Source organism: Burkholderiales bacterium (assembly GCA_035518095.1).
Lineage (GTDB): Bacteria > Pseudomonadota > Gammaproteobacteria > Burkholderiales > JAHFRG01 > JAHFRG01.
Genome location: DATIXX010000005.1, coordinates 107,641 through 126,486 on the forward strand (window position 1 = coordinate 107,641; position 18,846 = coordinate 126,486).

18 protein-coding genes are annotated in these 18,846 nt (G+C 55.0%); 4 read left to right on the top strand and 14 right to left on the bottom strand.

Annotation, left to right across the window (positions count from 1 at the left end; genetic code table 11):
- Window positions 1-32: 32 nt before the first annotated feature.
- From VLV32_00840 to VLV32_00860, 5 genes are all read right to left on the bottom strand, one after another.
- Complete coding sequence (locus tag VLV32_00840; GenBank protein ID HUL40445.1) at window positions 33-860, bottom strand: methyltransferase; 828 nt, start codon at window positions 858-860, stop codon at window positions 33-35.
- Window positions 861-927: 67 nt separating this feature from the next.
- Window positions 928-1,497 (bottom strand): TMEM165/GDT1 family protein, encoded by a 570-nt coding sequence (locus tag VLV32_00845; protein ID HUL40446.1) that lies wholly within the window; start codon window positions 1,495-1,497, stop codon window positions 928-930.
- Window positions 1,498-1,698: 201 nt separating this feature from the next.
- Window positions 1,699-2,073, bottom strand: a complete 375-nt coding sequence (locus VLV32_00850; GenBank protein ID HUL40447.1) for a cupredoxin family copper-binding protein — start codon at window positions 2,071-2,073, stop codon at window positions 1,699-1,701.
- Between the two features lie 139 nt (window positions 2,074-2,212).
- Window positions 2,213-3,175, bottom strand: coding sequence for a metallophosphoesterase (locus VLV32_00855; protein ID HUL40448.1), 963 nt, complete (start codon window positions 3,173-3,175; stop codon window positions 2,213-2,215).
- 117 nt (window positions 3,176-3,292) lie between these two features.
- Window positions 3,293-3,709 carry a hypothetical protein gene (locus VLV32_00860; GenBank protein HUL40449.1) on the bottom strand — a complete coding sequence of 139 codons (417 nt, stop codon included), beginning with the start codon at window positions 3,707-3,709 and terminating at the stop codon, window positions 3,293-3,295.
- A gap of 159 nt (window positions 3,710-3,868) precedes the next feature.
- Here VLV32_00860 and VLV32_00865 point away from each other — a divergent pair, with 159 nt between their 5' ends.
- Both VLV32_00865 and VLV32_00870 read left to right on the top strand, forming a co-directional pair.
- The gene (locus VLV32_00865; protein HUL40450.1) at window positions 3,869-4,387 is read left to right on the top strand and encodes a sigma-70 family RNA polymerase sigma factor; all 519 of its coding nucleotides are present in this window, start codon (window positions 3,869-3,871) and stop codon (window positions 4,385-4,387) included.
- A gap of 1 nt (window position 4,388) precedes the next feature.
- Window positions 4,389-5,156: an anti-sigma factor gene (locus VLV32_00870; GenBank protein ID HUL40451.1), complete on the top strand. Its 768-nt coding sequence runs from the start codon at window positions 4,389-4,391 to the stop codon at window positions 5,154-5,156.
- A 5-nt stretch (window positions 5,157-5,161) separates the two neighbouring features.
- Here VLV32_00870 and lpdA read toward each other — a convergent pair whose 3' ends face one another.
- The 5 genes from lpdA to leuS form a co-directional block, all read right to left on the bottom strand.
- Entirely contained in the window at window positions 5,162-6,871 is a 1,710-nt protein-coding gene (lpdA, locus tag VLV32_00875) for a dihydrolipoyl dehydrogenase (protein HUL40452.1), read from the bottom strand.
- Between the two features lie 127 nt (window positions 6,872-6,998).
- Window positions 6,999-8,264, bottom strand: a complete 1,266-nt coding sequence (locus tag VLV32_00880; protein HUL40453.1) for a glutamate-5-semialdehyde dehydrogenase — start codon at window positions 8,262-8,264, stop codon at window positions 6,999-7,001.
- A 1-nt stretch (window position 8,265) separates the two neighbouring features.
- On the bottom strand, window positions 8,266-9,291 hold the full coding sequence (holA, locus tag VLV32_00885; GenBank protein ID HUL40454.1) for a DNA polymerase III subunit delta: 1,026 nt from the start codon (window positions 9,289-9,291) through the stop codon (window positions 8,266-8,268).
- A 2-nt stretch (window positions 9,292-9,293) separates the two neighbouring features.
- Window positions 9,294-9,791 carry an LPS assembly lipoprotein LptE gene (gene lptE, locus VLV32_00890; protein HUL40455.1) on the bottom strand — a complete coding sequence of 166 codons (498 nt, stop codon included), beginning with the start codon at window positions 9,789-9,791 and terminating at the stop codon, window positions 9,294-9,296.
- A 2-nt stretch (window positions 9,792-9,793) separates the two neighbouring features.
- Window positions 9,794-12,427, bottom strand: coding sequence for a leucine--tRNA ligase (leuS, locus tag VLV32_00895; protein ID HUL40456.1), 2,634 nt, complete (start codon window positions 12,425-12,427; stop codon window positions 9,794-9,796).
- A 287-nt stretch (window positions 12,428-12,714) separates the two neighbouring features.
- On the opposite strand from leuS, the gene VLV32_00900 reads away from it, so the two are divergent.
- Both VLV32_00900 and VLV32_00905 read left to right on the top strand, forming a co-directional pair.
- Window positions 12,715-13,587 carry a phosphoribulokinase gene (locus tag VLV32_00900; GenBank protein ID HUL40457.1) on the top strand — a complete coding sequence of 291 codons (873 nt, stop codon included), beginning with the start codon at window positions 12,715-12,717 and terminating at the stop codon, window positions 13,585-13,587.
- Window positions 13,588-13,658: 71 nt separating this feature from the next.
- On the top strand, window positions 13,659-15,842 hold the full coding sequence (locus tag VLV32_00905) for a UvrD-helicase domain-containing protein (GenBank protein HUL40458.1): 2,184 nt from the start codon (window positions 13,659-13,661) through the stop codon (window positions 15,840-15,842).
- A gap of 21 nt (window positions 15,843-15,863) precedes the next feature.
- Here VLV32_00905 and VLV32_00910 read toward each other — a convergent pair whose 3' ends face one another.
- The 4 genes from VLV32_00910 to VLV32_00925 form a co-directional block, all read right to left on the bottom strand.
- Window positions 15,864-16,571: a BPSS1780 family membrane protein gene (locus tag VLV32_00910; GenBank protein HUL40459.1), complete on the bottom strand. Its 708-nt coding sequence runs from the start codon at window positions 16,569-16,571 to the stop codon at window positions 15,864-15,866.
- Between the two features lie 80 nt (window positions 16,572-16,651).
- Window positions 16,652-17,596, bottom strand: a complete 945-nt coding sequence (locus VLV32_00915; protein HUL40460.1) for a homoserine kinase — start codon at window positions 17,594-17,596, stop codon at window positions 16,652-16,654.
- A gap of 88 nt (window positions 17,597-17,684) precedes the next feature.
- Window positions 17,685-18,149: a DUF2782 domain-containing protein gene (locus tag VLV32_00920; protein HUL40461.1), complete on the bottom strand. Its 465-nt coding sequence runs from the start codon at window positions 18,147-18,149 to the stop codon at window positions 17,685-17,687.
- Window positions 18,073-18,717, bottom strand: coding sequence for a TIGR00730 family Rossman fold protein (locus tag VLV32_00925; GenBank protein HUL40462.1), 645 nt, complete (start codon window positions 18,715-18,717; stop codon window positions 18,073-18,075). The genes VLV32_00920 and VLV32_00925 overlap by 77 nt, the downstream gene beginning before the upstream one ends.
- Between the last annotated feature and the right edge of the window lie 129 nt (window positions 18,718-18,846).

The following is an 18,846-nucleotide window of genomic DNA, read 5'->3' on the forward strand; positions in this document are numbered from 1 at the left end:
ATCAGTGGAGGACTTAATCAGAGGCTCTCCAGCTATTTCGGCTTGACGAATTTCAGCGTCATGCGGTCTGATTCGCCGATCGCGAGATATTTTTCCCTATCCTGATTACCGAGGCGCAGCGTCGGCGGCAAAGTCCATACGCCTTTGGGGTAGTTTTTGCTGTCTTTAGGATTGCCGTTGATTTCCGATTTTGCTACCAGGCGGAATCCGGCGCGCTGGGCAAGCTCGATCACATAGTCTTCGGTCACATAGCCGCTGCGTATCATGTCTTGCAGAGTTGTGCCCGGCTTGGCGCGATGATCTGTGACGCCGAGAATGCCGCCCGGCTTCAATGCTTCATAAAATGCCTTAAAAGTAGCTTCGGCGTTGCCGTCTTTTGCCCAGTTGTGCACGTTGCGGAATGTGAGCACCATGTCGGCCGAGCCGCGCGGGGCAATCGAAGTGTATTCGGGCGCCTGCAGCTCGGTCAGGATGATCTTGTCGTAAGTTCCGGGATGTTGCGCGAGTGTTTTTAGGTATTCCCGCCCGATTTCCCTGCGAATTTCAGGCGTGGCTTTCGATTGTAAGGCGTAGGTTGCCTCATACAGCCTGCCTCTATCGCGCAAAACCGGCGCGAGGATTTCAGTGTACCAACCCGCCCCCGGCCAGATTTCCACAACTGTCATGTTGGATTTAAGCCCAAAGAACAGCAAGGTTTCCTTGGGATGACGATATCTATCGCGCGCCTTGCTTTTTGCGTCGCGCTGGTTGCCCGCAATTGCTTGGTCGAGCAACAATTCGGTCTCATTTGCGGCAAACGTGGGGGATGAAAAGCACGCCAGCACGACGGAAAGAAGTGCAGTTCTGATAAACGGTTTCATTAAAACTCCAGAGACATTTAGCATACCTGATTCGGACCGGGTTGAGCTTGAATGATCCGACCTGTGACTAGACGGACGGCGCAAGTCTTCCTAAAAACGTTGCGATACCCATTGCGACGAAAAGCAAAGCGGCCAGCCATCGTATCGGGCGCGTGGGAATGCGTTTTGCCAGCACCTCGCCGAAAAATACGGCAGGCAAATCCGCAATGAGCATTCCCAGGGTGGTACCCAGGACGACTTCGCCAAGCGCATCGAAACGGGCGGCAAGTGCCACAGTGGCAAGCCGCGTTTTATCGCCCATCTCGGCAAGAAAAAATGCAACGAACGCCGTGACAAATACGCCAGTTGGATAGACCCGCGGATCTTTTACCAGGGAGTCGGCGCGCAAGGCCCAAATGCCGAAAACGATGAATGAAAATGCCGCGATCCAGTAGAGTACGGTGTGCGGAACCCACTGTGCCAACCACACACCCAGCGAGCCCGCAAGTGTGTGGTTCAAGAGTGTTGCACATATTATTCCGGCGATAATGGGATACGGGCGGTGCAGCCTCGCTGCCAGCACCAAAGAAGGGAGCTGTGTCTTGTCGCCCATTTCCGCCGCTGCGACCAGTCCCACCGAGGCGAGAAATGCCTGCATCGCTTGTCTTTGCGTTAAAGGCCGCCATTATACAGGCGTAATTCCGAAAATCGCGTAGTCGAGCGGGACATGGATCCGGTCGATTCGGCGATCACCCGAAAGGATATGGATGAGGCATCGAGCTTAACCACGGGAATCAGTCCGCTGTCGCGTCTTTGACTCCTTATCTCGATGCTATGCCCCAAAGTGCCCGAACTCCGGCTATTGCTGGCGCACGTGCACGACGCCCGTCATGAACGGATGCAAGGTGCAGAAGTAACTAAAGTCACCTTCGCTGGCAAAAGTATGCTCGAACTTGTCATCGGTATCCAAGCCTTTCGAGGCAAAACTCTTGTCGTTGCTGGTCACAGTATGTGGCGTTTCGTCGCGATTGGTCCAAATCACCTTGGTGCCGGGCGCAATCGTAATTTCCTTCGGTACGAACGCGAACTTCGCGATATTGACATCGACGGTCGGCACGGGTGGAGCCGCCGCTGCGAAAGTCGCAGGCATTATAAGGGCTGCGCACAAGACCAGCCCGAGAACGGCGCGGACACGAAGCGGATAAGTGGCGTTGCAAGAAAAAGCGTAGCTCATGGCAGTCTCCATTTAGGTATGACAAATTTCGCAAACTTGGGCATCGTGCTGCGGTTCGTAATGCATTGACCACCTTTGAGCTTGATGTAACAGCATAGCGTAACAGCCGGTGCAGATTTACGAACCGGTCGTATGCAAATTAGCGATCGAGGGGTCTGTCGATCAGCGCAAGTTCCTGCTGTCCGCGGACCACGCTGAGCTGGCGCGTGCCGAGCAGCTTGCCGAGTTCGCCGGCGGGCACTGTTACCGGACCAGGTTCGCCGATGCCTTCCTGTCCGGGCGTGGGCAGCGGGTGGGCTAGCGACATTGCGGTGTGCAGCGCGATATTGCCTTCGACCTTCTGCAGCACTTGATGAATATGTCCGTTCAAGACTGTGACCGATCCGAACGGACGCAACAGCGCGACCGCCTGCGCGGAATCGGCCGTGCCCCAACCCCAGGGTTCCCAAATCGTCCACAGCGGAATATGCGCGAGCACCACGATGGGTGTTGAATGCGAGACGCGCGCGAGGTCACTTTTCATCCAGGCGATTTGTTCGTCGCCGAGCGCCGCCATCGTGCCCATCTTGAAGTTCAGCACGTTGTTCAAACCGATGAAATGCACGCCGCCCTGGTCAAAGCTGTACCAGGACTTGCCATTGCCGTCATGATCGAAAAACTTGAGATAGCCTTTCATGCCTTCATCGATCGTGTCGTGTTCGCCTGGAATCGTGTGCACGCGATCAACATGGATTTCCTGAAGCACTTCACGCGCCCGACCGAATTCCTCGGGCTTCGACAAATGGCTCACATCGCCGGTATGCACCACGAAGGCAGGTGCTTGCGATAGTGCGTTGATATCGGCGATCGCACGGCGCAGGCTGGCGACAACGTCGGGATTGGCCGCTTTGTGAAAGCCGACATGGGTATCGCTAATCTGCACAAACGTCAGCGCATTCTGCGCGGCCGCTGTGAGGGTGCCCGCGTTTGTCGCGCCAAGCGCGCGCGGTACGCCGCCGGCCACCGTCCAGACGACGGCGGCGCCGGTCCAGGCGGCGAGACAGCTCAATGCCTGGCGGCGCGCGGGATTGTGGCTAGGGTCGGCGGGGCTGAATTTGCTCATTTGGGTCTCCTTGAATCAAGGTTAGGGGTCGTTGACTTGTATTACCGGATTCACAGCCGAAATATTCCCCGAAGGTGCCTTCGGGGAATTCAGGAAAAAACATCCAAACGAAAGGTATTACTGGCCGTCAGGGTTGCCGTCGCTAGACCGCAATTGCCGGTCAAGCCAAGTATTTGCGTTGGTATCCACGCCTTGCGGGGCAGTCATGCTGACACCTTGATAAACAGATGTAGAACGGTCCTCAAATACGGGCGTGGGGGAACCATCGCTTGCCAGCTGTTGCTCAAACCACTTGTTGGATTCGATACCTACGGGCTGGCGGACAGTCATGCCGGTTCCCTGATTATAAGAGCTAGAACGGTCCTCAAACGCAGATGCAGGGAAGCCATCGCTGCCCAGCTGTTGCTCAAACCACTTGCTTGCATCGTTATCCGCGCGCTCGGTGCTGTTCGCCGCTAGTGCAGGCTGAAGTGCAGCGATCGAAAGCAGGGTGCCTAATGCAAGAGCCGATAACTTATTTCTGTTTGTAAACATTTTGAATCTCCTATATGAAGGTTGGTCGAGACGATTTGCCAATCAAACCGTCTACACCCTGCATAACCTAGGAGGCGTGAGGAATATTCCCAAAATTCATTTTATTTAGTTTCGGGAATAAAATGGGCCGATACCCGGTAACACAATATAGGAAAAACCTTGGCTGATAAGAACCGGCGCTTTGAAGAAATAGCACTGCCGCATCTTAGCGCCGCCTATAATTTGGCGCGCTGGCTGACCCGCAACGATCACGACGCGGAGGATATGGTGCAGGAAGCGTACTTGCGTGCGTTTAAGTTTTTCGACAGCTTCCGGGGCGAAGACGGACGCGCCTGGCTGCTCGCCATCGTGCGCAATACTTGTTATAGCTGGTTGAAGCAGAATCGTGTCCAGGAGCTGAATGATTCTTTTGACGAGCAGGTGCATGCCGAGGCGGACAGCAGCGGCGACCCGCAAGTCTCGATGCTGCAAAATGCGGATAAGCGGCTGCTTGACAGTGCGCTTGAAGCGCTGCCGCTCGAGTTCAGAGAAATACTGATTATGCGGGAGCTTGAGGATCTTTCCTATAAGGAAATCGCGACGGTAGCCGACATTCCGCTGGGCACGGTGATGTCACGGCTCGCCCGCGCGAGGGACATGCTACGCCGCTCGCTTGAACGGATTATGCAGGAGAAGTGAAATGAATTGCGATGAAACCCGGTATCTGATACACGGCCATCTTGATAAGGAAATCGACTTAGTGCGTGCTGTGGAAATTGAAAAACATCTTGAGGACTGCGCTGAATGCAAAGCGCTTTACTCTCAAGGAACCGCTATGCGATCGGCTATTCGCGAGCGCGCGAGCTATTATGCTGAGCCGAAATATCTTGAAGCGCGTATACGCGCTGCGCTGCCAAAACCCCGCAAAAAAACAATTGTTTTCGGACAACCCGGCTTAGGCTGGCTGCGATTTGCCGCTTCAATGGCATTTGCCGCGGTAATTACTTGGGGCGTGGCACTGCATTTTAATGCAGCTAATCAAGAGCAGCGCCTTACCGATGAAATCATCTCAGGCCATGTGCGGTCGCTCATGGGGGATCATTTGGCAGATGTGGCTTCATCCGACCAGCATACGGTAAAGCCCTGGTTCAACGGCAAGCTGGATTTTTCACCGGAGGTCCTCGATTTGACCGCGCAAGATTTTCCGCTGGTCGGCGGCCGGCTCGATTACATCAACGACAGGCCGGTGGCGGCGCTAGTCTACAGGCACCGCAAGCATTACATTAATCTTTTCGTTTGGCCCGTAGAGTCAGGCGAGAATAGCGTGGCGCGAAGCGAAAGCGAGCGGGGCTATAGTCTGATCCACTGGCGCAATTCGGGAATGCAGTTTTGGGCCGTGTCCGACCTAAATGCGACCGAGCTGATGCAGTTTGCAGGTTTATTGCAGCAGCCTGCTGCTCCACGCTAAGGCATTCACTTTTTCGGAATGTAAAGATCAGTGATGGTGCCTTGCGCCATCTCTGCGGCGAAGAACACAGTTTCAGAAAGGGTAGGATGGGGATGGATAGTGAGCCCGATATCCTCCGCGTCGGCTCCCATTTCCAGTGCGAGTACGGTTTCGGAAATGAGTTCGCCGGCGTTCGGTCCTACAATGCCGGCGCCGAGCAGTCTGTTGGTGCGTTTGTCGAACAAGAGCTTGGTCATGCCTTCGTCGCGTCCCTGCGCGAGCGCCCGCCCGCTCGCCGCCCAGGGAAACACTGCCTTTTCAAATTCGGTGCCTTGTTCCTTGGCTAGAGTTTCGGTCAGCCCCATCCACGCCACTTCCGGGTCGGTGTAGGCCACCGATGGAATACTACGCGCGTCGAACGCCACTTTGTGTCCCGCGATAACCTCCGCGGCGACCCGGCCTTCATGCGTCGCTTTGTGTGCGAGCATCGGTTCTCCAACAATGTCGCCAATTGCGAAAATGTGCGGCACATTGGTGCGCATCTGCTTGTCCACCGGGATGAGCCCCTTGTCAGTCACTTGAACACCGGCGCTCTCCGCGCCGATCGTGTTGCCGTTGGGCCGCCTTCCAACCGCCACTAGGACACGATCGAAAAGCTGCGACTTGGGCGCGTTGCTGCCGTCGAAATGCACTTTCAATCCGTCCTTTTGCAGTTCGATTTTTGCAGCTTTGGTTTTAAGATAGATTCCCTCGTAGCGTTTTTCAACGCGTTTTTGCAGAGGCTTGACAAGATCGCGATCCGCACCGAGCATTAATCCGTCCAGCAATTCCACCACGCTAATTTTTGAGCCCAACGCGTCGTACACGCACGCCAATTCCAGACCGATAATACCGCCGCCTATTACCAGCAATCTTTGTGGGATATCCTGGATCTCCAATGCGCTCGTTGAATCCATGATGCGCGGGTCGTCGGGATAGCCCGGAATCTTGGTCGCTTGCGACCCCGCTGCTATGATGCAGTAGTCGAAGGACACAGTTTTTCTGCCATCGCGCGTATCCACCTGCATCGTTTTGGGTGAGGCAAACCGGGCCACACCTTGCACGATCTGCACCTTGCGCTGTTTAGCGAGTCCCGCGAGGCCTTTGCTCAGTTTGCCGGTCACGCTTTGCTTCCAGGTGCGAAGTTTCTCGGTTTCGATTGTCGGCTTGCTAAAAGTCACGCCGTAACGGGCCATCTCCTCGGCTTCGCTCATGACCTTGGCGACATGTAGTAATGCCTTCGATGGAATGCAACCGACGTTGAGGCAAACCCCGCCCAAATCGGGATAGCGCTCGATCAAAATGACCTGTTTGCCCAAATCGGCAGCGCGAAATGCCGCAGTGTATCCGCCCGGGCCGGAACCGAGCACCACAACTTCTGCGCGGAGGTCGGCGCCGCTCCCTGTAGACGGAACGGCGGGCGAGACCTGACGTGTTGGGGGCGATTTAGCCGAAACCGAAGCGTCCAGCGTGAGAATCAGTGAACCCTCCGAAACCTTATCGCCGGTTTTAATCTTGAGCTCTTTCACCACTCCCGCTTGCGGAGCGGGAATATCCATGGTCGCCTTGTCAGATTCCAGCGTGACCAGCGGATCTTCCTGGGCTACGCTGTCGCCGGGTTTCACCAGGACTTCGATTACCGGCACATCTTTGAAATCGCCGATATCGGGTATTTTGACTTCAACAAGCTGGTTCATAGAAGCCTAGATTAGTCACGTAGAGAGGCGGCCTAGCATAACAGCCAATTAACAGGACGAACTAAGTGAAACCTGAGACATCCTGTTGCTCCTGTCTATATTGTGTTTCGCGTTGCTGCCTTAAAGTCTATTGCCGGATTTGTCCGTCGCCGAGCACGATGAACTTTTGCGAAGTGAGTCCTTCCAGCCCTACCGGGCCGCGCGCGTGAATCTTGTCGGTGGAAATCCCGATTTCAGCGCCCAGCCCGTATTCAAAGCCGTCCGCGAATCGGGTCGAGGCATTAACCATCACCGAGCTTGAATCCACTTCACGCAGAAAACGCATGGCATGGCTGTAGTCTTCGGTTACGATTGCGTCGGTATGTTGCGATCCGTAAGTCGCGATGTGCTCGATTGCCTGATCGAGGCTTTTCACCACGCGCACACTCAAGATCGGGGCCAGGTATTCCGTATACCAGTCTTCCTCGGTCGCAGGTTTCATTTGCGGCACCAGCCCGCACGCAGCCGGATCGCCGCGCAGCTCGACGCCTTTTTCCACATAAATTTTGCAAAGTGTTGGCAAAACCTTGGGCGCGATCGCTTCCGCTACCAGCAGTGTTTCCATAGTGTTGCACGTCCCGTAGCGCTGCGTCTTGGCGTTATCGGCTATGCGCACCGCCTTGTCCAAATCGGCCCGCTCGTCGATGTAGACGTGGCAGACGCCGTGCAGATGCTTGATAACCGGAATGCGCGCTTCGCTTGAAATGCGCTCAACCAGGCTTTTGCCGCCGCGCGGAACGATGACATCGACAAAATCCTTCATGGTAAGCAATTCGCCGACCGCTGCGCGGTCGGTGGTTTCAATTACCTGTACTGCGGTTTCCGGCAGTCCCGCAGCTCTTAAACCTTCGCGCACCAGTGCCGCAATGGCCTGGTTGGAATGCATTGCCTCCGACCCGCCACGCAGGATAGCCGCATTTCCGGCCTTGAGGCATAGCGCGGCCGCATCCGCGGTTACATTGGGGCGCGCTTCATAAATAATCCCTATCACGCCCAGCGGCACGCGCATTTTCCCAACCTGGATTCCCGAAGGGCGGTAATGGAGTTCGCTTATTTCGCCTACCGGGTCAGGCAGTTGCACTATCTGCAGCAAGCCCTCGGCCATGTCGTCTATCGCTCTTGCAGTTAGTGCAAGACGATCCAGCAGTGCGTGATCCAGCTTGTTAGCGCGAGCCGATTCCATATCTTTGTTGTTTGCAGCAAGCAGGCCCTTGACTTCGCGCCTTATCGCCTGCGCCACGGACGTGAGCGCCTGGTTCTTGGATTCAGTGCTGGCGCGGGCCATAAACCGGGACGCGGCGCGCGCTTCGCGCCCAACGCCCTGCATATACTTTTTGATGTCGAGAATATCCATATCAGTGCATTTTAACTCCGACCGAGCCGGAACAGAATCGCAATCCCAAGTTCAGGAACTCGTCCCATATTTGGCCCGAACCCAAGCCTTTAATCATGCGGTCAAGGCGCGCGCAATGCAAAAGCGCGTCTTCGAGCATACTTTTGCGCGTTCGCTTGGCGGCCGCCTGCATGAGGTCCTGGCGCGCGCCCCACACCCGCACGTCGCGAAACAGTTGCGGGAACGTCCTGCCCTGCTCCATACCGCTAACGATTTTAAGCAATGCCCGGACATCTTCGCTCACCGCCCAGAGAACGAGCAGTGGCGGCACCCCCTCGCCGCGCAGACCCTCGACAATCCGGGCCAAACGAGTCGCATCTCCGCTCAAAATCGCTTCACTGAGTTTAAATACATCGAAGCGCGCGACCTCCAGCACCGATTGCTTGGCGTCCTCGAAGCTCAGTTTCCCAGGCGGAAACAGCAGCGCAAGTTTTTGCACTTCCTGAAACGCGGCGAGCAAGTTGCCTTCAACCCGGTCGGAAATAAACTGCAACGTATCAGGATCTGCGCTTTGCTTCTGTGCCGCGAGTCGTCGAGCTAACCATTGTGGAAGTTGCCCGCGCTCCACCGCCTTGGCGCTAACCACTATACCTCGGTGAGCCAGGGCCCCGAACCATTTTGACCCCTGCGCTTGCCGGTCCAGCTTCGGAAGCTGCACCAAGCCCAGGAGTTCAGGTCCCACCGCGGAGCAGAAAGCTTCAATTGCCTGTGCGCCTTCAACGCCGGGTTTACCCGAGGGGACGCGCAGATCGATCAGTTTTTTGTCGGCAAACAGCGAGGGGCTTCGGCTGCTCATTGTCAGGCGCTGCCAGTCAAATCCGCCATCCGCGGTCAGTATTTCGCGCTCGGCAAATCCCGCCTGCTTTGCCGCCGCGCGTATGGAGTCGGCGGCCTCCAGTGCCAGCAGCGGTTCGTCGCCGTAAATCGTGTACAGCGATTCGAGTCCGCGCTGCAAATGCAGCTTGATTTGCTCGGCCGCGACCCGCATCGTCAACCGGGGGCGTTGGCCCCGCTCATGCGCTGCACCACCTGCTGCACCGCGTCGCTTTGCATGTCCTTGTACATCTGTGCTTCTTCGTCGTTGAAGGCCAGCACGGCCGTATCACTGTATGAAAGGACCCTCTTCAGAACGATTGCGGTTTGCGGCACCCAGTTGCGGCCTTTGTTGTTGTACACGCGGAACACGACGCGTAACTGCAGTTCATATTCGGCCACAGTGCCGCCGGTATTCACGGTAAGGATATCCTTTCCCCTGGTCTCGCCCAGGAGCTGAAAAATGGCGTCTGCGTTGTTGGGATTATCGCTTACACGGGCGTTGGTGCCGGCAAGCAATGCGCGCTTCAGTTCCGCGGCAAACGAAGGATCAGTGTCGGCGTTGACATAAACGGTATCGAAGGGCAGGGTAGCTTGTCCGCGCAAATGGAAGCCACATGACGCAACCGCGAGGCAAAATACGGCGAGCAGGACTCTATTGACCGGAGTGAACATTGTTACACCACTACATTGACCAATCGTCCAGGCACGACGACCACTTTCTTAACGGGTTGGCCATTTATGTATTTTTGCACACAGGGATGTGACACCGCTAATTTTTCTATAGCTTCGCGCGCGCAGTCCCGTGGAACGCGCATATTGCCGCGCAGCTTGCCGTTGACCTGCAACACGAGCTCAATCTCCTCCAGTTCCAGCGCCGTCTCGTCGACGGCAGGCCAAGGCGCGTCAATCAAATCGCCATGCTGGGCGTCATAGCCCAGCTCCTTCCACAGCGCATAGGTAATATGTGGCGTCACCGGATAGAGCACGCGTAACAAGATACTCAACGATTCCGAAGTAACCTGTGACAGCGCGTTTACGTCGGCGACTCCGGGTCCTCCGGAAAAGCCTTCAAGCAGATTGAGCATTTTCATGCAGGCGGATACGACGGTATTAAACTGCATTCGCTCGTAGTCATAGGATGCCTGTTTCAATGCAAGGTGGATGCCCCTGCGAAATTCGCGTATCCGAGGCGGTTGCGTAGACCAATCCTTAATCGGATTGCCGGGGCAAATCGAGGCGTGCTTGAGAGCGTCCCTCCCCGGTCCCGCAGCAAACAACCACAACCTGCGAAGAAACCGACTCGCGCCTTCAACTCCGGCATCAGACCATTCCAGTGTTTGCTCCGGCGGAGACGCAAACATAACGAATAGCCTTGCGGTATCGGCGCCGTACTCTTCAATCAGTGCCTGTGGATCGACGCCGTTGTTCTTGGACTTGGACATGGTACCCATGCCGCCGGATTCCACCGGTCTCCCGTCCGACTTGAGTCTCGCGCCCGTCCTGGAGTTGTTCTTATCAAACTCGATTTCAACCTCCGCAGGACTGAAGTAAACGATGCGGCCGTTCGCACTTTTACGGAAGAAAATTTCATTGAGCACCATGCCCTGGGTGAGCAGGTTGGCAAACGGCTCGTCGATCTTGATAATACCAATGTCGCGCATGACTTTGGTCCAGAAACGCGAGTACAGAAGATGCAAAATGGCGTGTTCGATGCCGCCGATGTATTGGTCTACTTGTAGCCAATAGCTGGCCCTCTCATCAACCATCGCACGGTTCTGGTCCGGACAGGCGTAACGCATGTAGTACCAGGATGAATCCACAAATGTATCCATCGTATCCGTTTCGCGCTTGGCTTTCTTTCCGCATTTAGGGCACTGGCAATCGTAAAATGCGGGTGTCTTGGTCAACGGATTACCGGTCCCGTCAGGCACCAAGTCTTCCGGCAATACCACAGGCAGCTGATCATCGGGCACCGGCACATCGCCGCAGTTTTCGCAATGAATTATAGGGATCGGGCAGCCCCAGTAGCGTTGGCGAGAAATTCCCCAATCGCGCAGGCGGTACTGGACGCGCTTTCGGCCCAAGCCCTTTTTGTTCAGCGCCGCTGCGATGGAATCGACCGCCTGCTGATAATTGAGTCCTGAAAATTCGCCCGAATCAAACGTGATACCGTGCTCGACATAAGCTTCTGCAAGCGGCAGCGCGAATGGAGCCCCGAAGGGCTTGATTACGGGCTTAACGGGCAACTGATACCGAGTGGCAAATTCAAAATCACGCTGGTCGTGCGCAGGAACCGCCATGACCGCACCCTCGCCATAGCCCATCAATACGTAATTCGCCACCCATACCGGTAGTTTATCCCCCGAGAGCGGGTGAATGACGTACCGGCCTGTAGCCATGCCGATCTTGTCTTGGTTTGCGAGTTCGGCTTCCATGACTGCGCCGCGCTTGCATTCTTCAACAAATGCTGCAAGCTGCCGATTATTCTTTGCTGCGCGGTTTGCCAGCGGATGTTCTGCGGCGACAGCACAATAGGTTGCACCCATCAAAGTATCAGCGCGCGTGGTGAATACCTTGAGTGTCTGGCCGGGATCGTCGGCGTAGGGAAACGCGATCTCGACGCCTTCGCTCCTACCGATCCAATTCGCCTGCATGGTCTTCACTCGTTCCGGCCAGCCCGGAAGTTGTTCCAATGCTTCGAGCAATTCGTCGGCGTACGCGGTGATCTTCAGGTAATACATCGGTATTTCGCGTTTTTCAACGAGTGCGCCGGTGCGCCAGCCGCGCCCGTCGATAACCTGCTCATTTGCGAGCACCGTCTGGTCCACCGGATCCCAATTGACGATGCCGGACTTTTTGAAGGCGAGCCCTTTTTTCAGCATGCGCAGGAACAACCACTGGTTCCAACGGTAGTAATCGGGCTTGCAGGTGGCAAACTCGCGCTGCCAGTCGATGCCGAAACCCAATGACTGAAGTTGTTTTTTCATGTACGCGATGTTGTCGTAAGTCCATTTCGCGGGTGGAAGATTATTCGCCATTGCCGCATTTTCCGCCGGCAGGCCAAACGCATCCCAACCCATCGGCTGCAGCACGTTGTAACCTCGCATGCGGTGGTAGCGGCTAAGGACATCTCCAATCGTGTAATTGCGCACGTGCCCCATGTGCAGCTTGCCTGAAGGATAGGGAAACATAGAAAGGCAGTAATACTTCGGCAGGTCAGAGCGTTCCTCGGCGCGGAATGCCTTGCGCGCTTCCCAGATTTGCTGTGCGTCCCGCTCTATTTGTTGGGGCTGATATTGCGCTTGCATAAAAAAGAATTTAGGTCTTAATTTTCCGCAGTGTATACCTTTGAAAGTATACCCGATCACGTGCCGGAAAACGGGGTGACAACACGTAGCTAGCGATGCGCGAAAGTTTTTTGTTGCACTCCGGTCTCGTGCGCCAGTTTTTATCGATGAAGCAAAAGCAATTTTTGCGCTGCGTAAGAATCACTAATTGCGTAAATAAAATAATGTAACAATCGCTTATAATTTTGTACTATACGCGCGGCATAACGTCTAGAATAACTTGGGTCGCTATCCGGATAAATATCTCAATGTCTCGCAAACACCCAGTCATCGCGGTAACGGGCTCTTCCGGCGCCGGCACCAGCTCGGTCACACAAACTTTCCAGCACATTTTCCGCCGTGAGTCGATTAACGCCATTACGATCGAAGGCGACAGCTTTCATCGCTATGACCGCGAGGAAATGAAGCTGGAGATCGCAAAGGCGGAAAAAAACGGCCAGCATCCAATCAGCCATTTCGGCCCGGAGGCGAACCTATTTCCTGAACTGGAGACATTGTTCCGGCAGTACGGCGAGCACGGCACCGGCAAGGTGAGGCGCTACTTGCACAACGAGGAAGAAGCCGCGCCGTTTAACCAAGCGCCCGGTACCTTTACGCCATGGGGGCCGCTGCCGGAAGGCAGTGAACTTTTGTTTTACGAGGGCTTGCACGGCGGGGTCGTGACCGAAAACGTCAATGCCGCCAAATATGTCGATTTGCTTATCGGCGTGGTGCCGATTGTCAACCTGGAATGGATACAGAAGATTCACCGCGACATGAAGGACCGCGGCTACTCGATCGAGGCTGTGACGCACACGATCCTACGGCGAATGCATGATTACGTCTATTACATCACGCCGCAGTTTTCCCGCACCCACATCAATTTCCAACGCGTGCCGACGGTGGACACTTCCAATCCGTTTATCGCGCGCGATATTCCTACGGCGGATGAAAGCTTCGTGGTAATCCGTTACCGCAATCCCAAGGGAGTCAACTTTCCGTATCTGCTGGCCATGATCCATGATTCGTTCATGTCGCGGCCCAACTGCATTGTAGTGCCCGGCGGCAAAATGGGCCTGGCGATGCAACTCATCTTAACTCCGCTCATTCTCGAACTGATGGAAAAGAAGAAGCTTGCCTGATTCCGTTTCGGTCAAATAACGGCGATCGCATATAATAATTTATTTAGCGAACAAGCGCCGAGCAGTTCTGCATGTCCATCCTCTCAGGGTTAAATCCTCAGCAGCTGGAAGCTGTCACGCTTCCCAAACAGTCGGCGCTGGTTCTTGCCGGTGCGGGCAGCGGCAAAACGCGCGTGCTCACCACACGTATTGCCTGGCTGATTCAGACCGGCCAGTCGGGGCCAATGGGCATCCTGGCGGTTACCTTCACCAACAAAGCGGCGAAGGAGATGCTGGCACGCATTTCGGCCATGCTGCCGATCAACACTCGTGGCATGTGGGTCGGCACATTTCATGGGTTATGCAATCGCCTGCTGCGCGCGCATCATCGCGATGCGGGATTGCCGCAGCTTTTCCAGATAATTGACAGCGCGGATCAACTGGCATTGATTAAGCGCCTCATGAAAAGCCTTAATGTGGACGATGAGAAATACCCGGCGAAACAGCTGCAGTACTTCATCAACGACGCAAAAGAACAAGGCTTGCGGGCTGCCGAGGTTGAAACTGCGGATGATTATTCGCGCAAGCTCAATGAGCTTTACCAAGCGTACGACGAGCAGTGTCAGCGCGAGGGCGTAGTGGACTTTGCCGAATTGCTGCTGCGCTCATATGAATTGCTGTCGCGCAACGAATTCCTGCGCGAGCATTATCGCGCTCGTTTTCAGCATATTCTGGTAGATGAATTGCAAGACACCAGCCGCTTGCAATACCTTTGGCTCAGGCTTCTCACCGGTCCAAAAAATTCGGTTTTTGCTGTCGGAGATGACGACCAGTCAATTTACGCTTTCCGCGGCGCAAGCGCAGGAAACATGCTGAGTTTCGCGCAGGATTTCGGGGCGGCCACCGTAATCAAACTCGAGCAAAACTACCGCTCGCATGCAAATATCCTGGATGCCGCAAATGCGCTGATTCGCCACAACCAAGCGCGCCTCGGAAAAAATCTGTGGACTGCCGAGGGGCACGGCGAACCTCTGCGCCTTTATGAAGCCGCAATTGATCTCGAGGAAGCAGGACATATCGTGGAGGAGGTGAAAGCGCTGGCCGCCGGGGGCAGTAAACTTTCGGACATGGCGGTGCTGTACCGTTCCAACGCCCAGTCCAGATTGCTGGAGCACGCGTTATTTTCCGCTGCAGTTCCATACCGGGTATACGGAGGCCTGCGCTTTTTTGAGCGCCAGGAAATCAAGCATGCGCTTGCTTACCTTCGACTCGTGGCAAATCCCGAGGATGACGGCGCGCTTTTGCGGGTGATCAATTTTCCAGCGCGCGGCATAGGCAGCCGCAGCCTGGAGCAAATGCAGGAACAAGCGCTGGAGCAGCACTGCAGTTTGTGGCAAGCGGCGCTGCGCAAAGCGCGAGCTAAAGCGCCGGGAAGCGGCCCTCCACAGAAAAGAGGCATCGAAAGTTTTGTCGCCCTGGTCGAATCGCTGCGCTTAACCTGCACCGCGCTGGCCTTGCCGGAAGTAATCGAACACGTCATCGAACAAAGCGGTCTCAAACAACATTACCAGGGGCAGAAGGACGGCGCTGATCGTCTGGAAAATTTGGCGGAACTCAGTAATGCCGCGGCCGGTTTCGTTATTGAAAGCGCTGAATCAAGCGTGCAAAACATGCTGGTGGAATTTCTAGCACATGCCGCGTTGGAAGCCGGCGAACACCAAGCGGGGGAAGGCGCGGACGCTTTGCAACTGATGACCGCGCATTCCGCCAAGGGCCTGGAGTTTCACACGGTGTTCATCAGCGGGTTGGAAGAGGGATTATTTCCGCACGAACAAAGTCTGATCGAACCCGGTGGACTGGAAGAAGAGCGGAGGCTGATGTACGTAGCGCTTACCCGCGCCCGGCGCAGGCTGTACCTGAGCTTTTCGCAGAACCGAATGCTGCATGGGCAAACGCGCTACAGCATCGCTTCGCGCTTTCTGGGAGAAATTCCGATCGAGCTGATTAAGCGGGTCAACCCGAAATCGGGTGTCGGAAATTCAGTGCTTAGCATTGAAGACAAGACTGCGCGGGGTCTGAGCCCTCAACCCTTAAATTTTAGCGCTGAGCTGCCGTCATCGTGGCATGTAGGGCAAAATGTGCTGCATCCAAAATTCGGCGCTGGAGTAATCGTTAATGCCGAAGGGCGCGGGTCGGACGCCCGGGTACAGGTCAATTTTCACAAAGCTGGAGTGAAATGGCTGGCTCTGGAGTACGCTAAGCTGATTCCAGCTTGAAGTGAAGTTTCGTTGATATGCCTAAGCGCCGGCGTAAATATCCCGGAAGCTGGCATACATGGATGCAAGAGTAACCGGGACCAGAATCAGGAAACCAAGTAGCAGCGGGATACTGGCAATTATCGATAATATGAACAACGCGATGCCATAAATCAAAAACGGGACGACGTTTTTCATGCAGGCGTCAAAGCTTGATTTCAGCGCGGCGAAAGGCGGCATGTCGTTTAACACCGCAAGCGCCGGGGCGAACCACAGAGCCATCGCAAGCGGCACGTAGAGTGCAAGACCGACCAGCATTGCAAGCATAGTACCGCTCAGCGTCGCGCTCATCGCGGCAATGTCGGGCTTGTTCCCTGTCATGAGGTTGAACAGGGCGCCGCCCCCGAGCAGGAACATCACGCCGAGTATAATGATTTGTCCAACAAGATAGACGCCGCCCAGTGCGATAAGCGAGTTAGTGTTTTTCGTGAAGCCGGCAAATAGGTGCGCGATTTCCAGTTCTTCGCCTCTCTGCTGTGCCTGGCAACCGATCATCAATCCGCCGAGAAAAACGGGCGAGAGTATATAAAATATCAGGGGCCCAAGTATCGGGATATAATGCAGCGCAAATGCTATCAAGAACAGAATAATGATCAGGACCACCCAGATTATCGGGCTTCTTTTAAAGAGATCAAATCCCTGCACGATCCATTGCCAACCTTGGCCGACGGCAACCTGACGCGGCTCCATGACACGCTCCCTAGAAAAATCGTTATTTAGGGCTATAAATTATACCGATTTGCACAAGATTTGAAGCCATGCTGCACGGCTTACGGCCAGACGAAGTCTGATTTGCCGTTGACGTGCTGCTTGAGGATATTCATAAAATGATGGGGATCCTTTGCGTGCGTCAACTCTCCCGGCCGCGGAAGGTGGAAGTCGTACAAACGCGAAACCCAGAAGCGCAGTGCGCCGGCGCGCAACATCACCGGCCAAGCCTTGTGCTCGTTTGACGTGAAAGAACGGCCGGCATGATACGCTGTAAGCAACGCCAAGGTGCGTCCGGGATCCAGTTTAAAGTCCGTATCGATGCACCAATCATTGGCCGCAATGGCCAAATCATATAGCAATACATCGTTGCAAGCGAAATAGAAATCGATAACTCCACTGATTGCGTCGCCGCGAAAAAGCACGTTATCGCGGAACAAGTCCGCGTGTATCACGCCGCGTGGCAGATCCTGGTAACGGTAGAGAGACTGAAAGCGCAGCTCTTCCCTGAGAATTTCGGCTTCAATTGGCGACAGGAAAGGCATAAGCTGCGGAGCAGTTGCATTCCACCAACGCGTACCACGCGGGTTATCCATCCGCGCCGCATAGGTTTGACCCGCAAGATGCATGTCTGCAAGCAACTCGCCGACTTCAGCACAATGCGCCGGGGTGGGTTTGTCCAGATCACTTCCCGCAAGTCGAGTGACAATGCACGCCGGCCTGCCGTTGAGTTCCGCTAAGAAGCAATTCTGAAGGTTGGCAATCGGGTCAGGGCACGGTATGCCATGGCTCGCCAGATGTGACATCAGGTTGAGATAAAACGGCAACTCTTCGGCGTGCAGCTTCTCGAATAAAGTGAGCACGTATCGGCCGTGGGTCGTATCCACAAAATAATTGGTGTTGTCGATGCCGGCGGCAATGCCGTGCAGAGCGGTAAGGGTGCCCAGCGAGTAATTTTTCAGCCATGCCGAAAGCTGATCCGGGGTAACGGTGGTGAAAACGGACATAGACTATGCGAGTCAGCCGCGGCAAATCAGAATTCTGGCGGCGGCATTCTGTTCGGATCGAATCCTGTAACGCCTGACAGGTAACGCTCTAGAACTGGAATATCAGCCACATCGGCACTTTGACGGGATTAGCCGTGTCGTCGCGCACGAACGTGCCGGTGCCGTTCTCATCAATCAAGTAATAAGGAACACCGGTGGCTGGAGTGACTTTGACCATGTAGAGTCTGCCGTGCACCCGGTATTCCTCAATAGTCTCTTTGCCACGCTTTTTGATTGTCACTTCCGGCTCCAGCGACTGGTCCCCTTGTGGCGGTGGAGGAGGAGCCGCCTCTGGTACAGGCTGCAAATCTTTAGGCCGATCGCTCTGTGCAAACGCGGTCAGCGCAAAACATAACATGGCAATAGCCAGCAATCGCATATTTACTGAATTAACAGCCCGCAAACGAAAGTGCATTAGTTTACCATTGGACCAGCGATTACAGGTTAAGTTGAATTTCCCTCTCTTTCGCGGAAGGCTCGAAGCCGCGCTTTTCGTAATGATTGAAAATCGCATCTACAACCGCTTTGGGTTCATTTATTACGTGGATTAAATGCATATCCTCGGCGTCAATCATCTTTTCAGCCACCAGGGTGTGCCTGAACCAGTCCAGCATACCGCGCCAAAATGGTTCGTGCACTAAAATGATGGGCATTTTACGCGTCTTGCCGGTCTGCACCAGAGTGAGCGCCTCCATCAGTTCATCCAGCGTGCCGAACCCGCCGGGCAGCACCACATAAGCGCTGGCAAACTTGACAAACATTACCTTGCGTGCAAAGAAATGCTGGAATGTCTGGCTGATGTCCTGGTAGGCGTTACTACGTTGCTCATGCGGTAGCTGGATATTCAAACCGACGCTGGGGCTGCTACCGAAAAAAGCGCCCCTATTGGCGGCTTCCATAATGCCGGGCCCGCCGCCCGATATCACGCTGAAACCCGCATCAGACAGCTGGCGTGCGATCGCTTCGCCAAGTTTGTAATAGGGGTGGTCTTGCGTACAACGCGAGCTGCCGAATATGCTTACGGCAGGGCGGACCGCCCTCAGGCGTTCGGTCGCTTCCACAAATTCTGACATAATCGCCATTACGCGCCAGGATTCGCGGGCTGACCATGTTTTTTCAAGAAACTCCGGGGTTATGGATTGCTGCAATTTTTCTGGAAGGTCCATGTTAGAAATCCGTTTAGTGAATTTAAAGTTTAGCTGGTGCGGTGT

What these genes read in the sequence shown, in the direction of transcription:
- VLV32_00840 (HUL40445.1), bottom strand. Translation starts at nt 860, where the DNA reads ATGAAACCGTTTATCAGAACTGCACTTCTTTCCGTCGTGCTGGCGTGC.
- VLV32_00845 (HUL40446.1), bottom strand. Translation starts at nt 1,497, where the DNA reads ATGCAGGCATTTCTCGCCTCGGTGGGACTGGTCGCAGCGGCGGAAATG.
- VLV32_00850 (HUL40447.1), bottom strand. Translation starts at nt 2,073, where the DNA reads ATGAGCTACGCTTTTTCTTGCAACGCCACTTATCCGCTTCGTGTCCGC.
- VLV32_00855 (HUL40448.1), bottom strand. Translation starts at nt 3,175, where the DNA reads ATGAGCAAATTCAGCCCCGCCGACCCTAGCCACAATCCCGCGCGCCGC.
- VLV32_00860 (HUL40449.1), bottom strand. Translation starts at nt 3,709, where the DNA reads ATGTTTACAAACAGAAATAAGTTATCGGCTCTTGCATTAGGCACCCTG.
- VLV32_00870 (HUL40451.1), top strand. Translation starts at nt 4,389, where the DNA reads ATGAATTGCGATGAAACCCGGTATCTGATACACGGCCATCTTGATAAG.
- lpdA (HUL40452.1), bottom strand. Translation starts at nt 6,871, where the DNA reads ATGAACCAGCTTGTTGAAGTCAAAATACCCGATATCGGCGATTTCAAA.
- VLV32_00880 (HUL40453.1), bottom strand. Translation starts at nt 8,264, where the DNA reads ATGGATATTCTCGACATCAAAAAGTATATGCAGGGCGTTGGGCGCGAA.
- holA (HUL40454.1), bottom strand. Translation starts at nt 9,291, where the DNA reads ATGCGGGTCGCGGCCGAGCAAATCAAGCTGCATTTGCAGCGCGGACTC.
- lptE (HUL40455.1), bottom strand. Translation starts at nt 9,791, where the DNA reads ATGTTCACTCCGGTCAATAGAGTCCTGCTCGCCGTATTTTGCCTCGCG.
- leuS (HUL40456.1), bottom strand. Translation starts at nt 12,427, where the DNA reads ATGCAAGCGCAATATCAGCCCCAACAAATAGAGCGGGACGCACAGCAA.
- VLV32_00900 (HUL40457.1), top strand. Translation starts at nt 12,715, where the DNA reads ATGTCTCGCAAACACCCAGTCATCGCGGTAACGGGCTCTTCCGGCGCC.
- VLV32_00905 (HUL40458.1), top strand. Translation starts at nt 13,659, where the DNA reads ATGTCCATCCTCTCAGGGTTAAATCCTCAGCAGCTGGAAGCTGTCACG.
- VLV32_00910 (HUL40459.1), bottom strand. Translation starts at nt 16,571, where the DNA reads ATGGAGCCGCGTCAGGTTGCCGTCGGCCAAGGTTGGCAATGGATCGTG.
- VLV32_00915 (HUL40460.1), bottom strand. Translation starts at nt 17,596, where the DNA reads ATGTCCGTTTTCACCACCGTTACCCCGGATCAGCTTTCGGCATGGCTG.
- VLV32_00920 (HUL40461.1), bottom strand. Translation starts at nt 18,149, where the DNA reads ATGCGATTTTCAATCATTACGAAAAGCGCGGCTTCGAGCCTTCCGCGA.
- VLV32_00925 (HUL40462.1), bottom strand. Translation starts at nt 18,717, where the DNA reads ATGGCGATTATGTCAGAATTTGTGGAAGCGACCGAACGCCTGAGGGCG.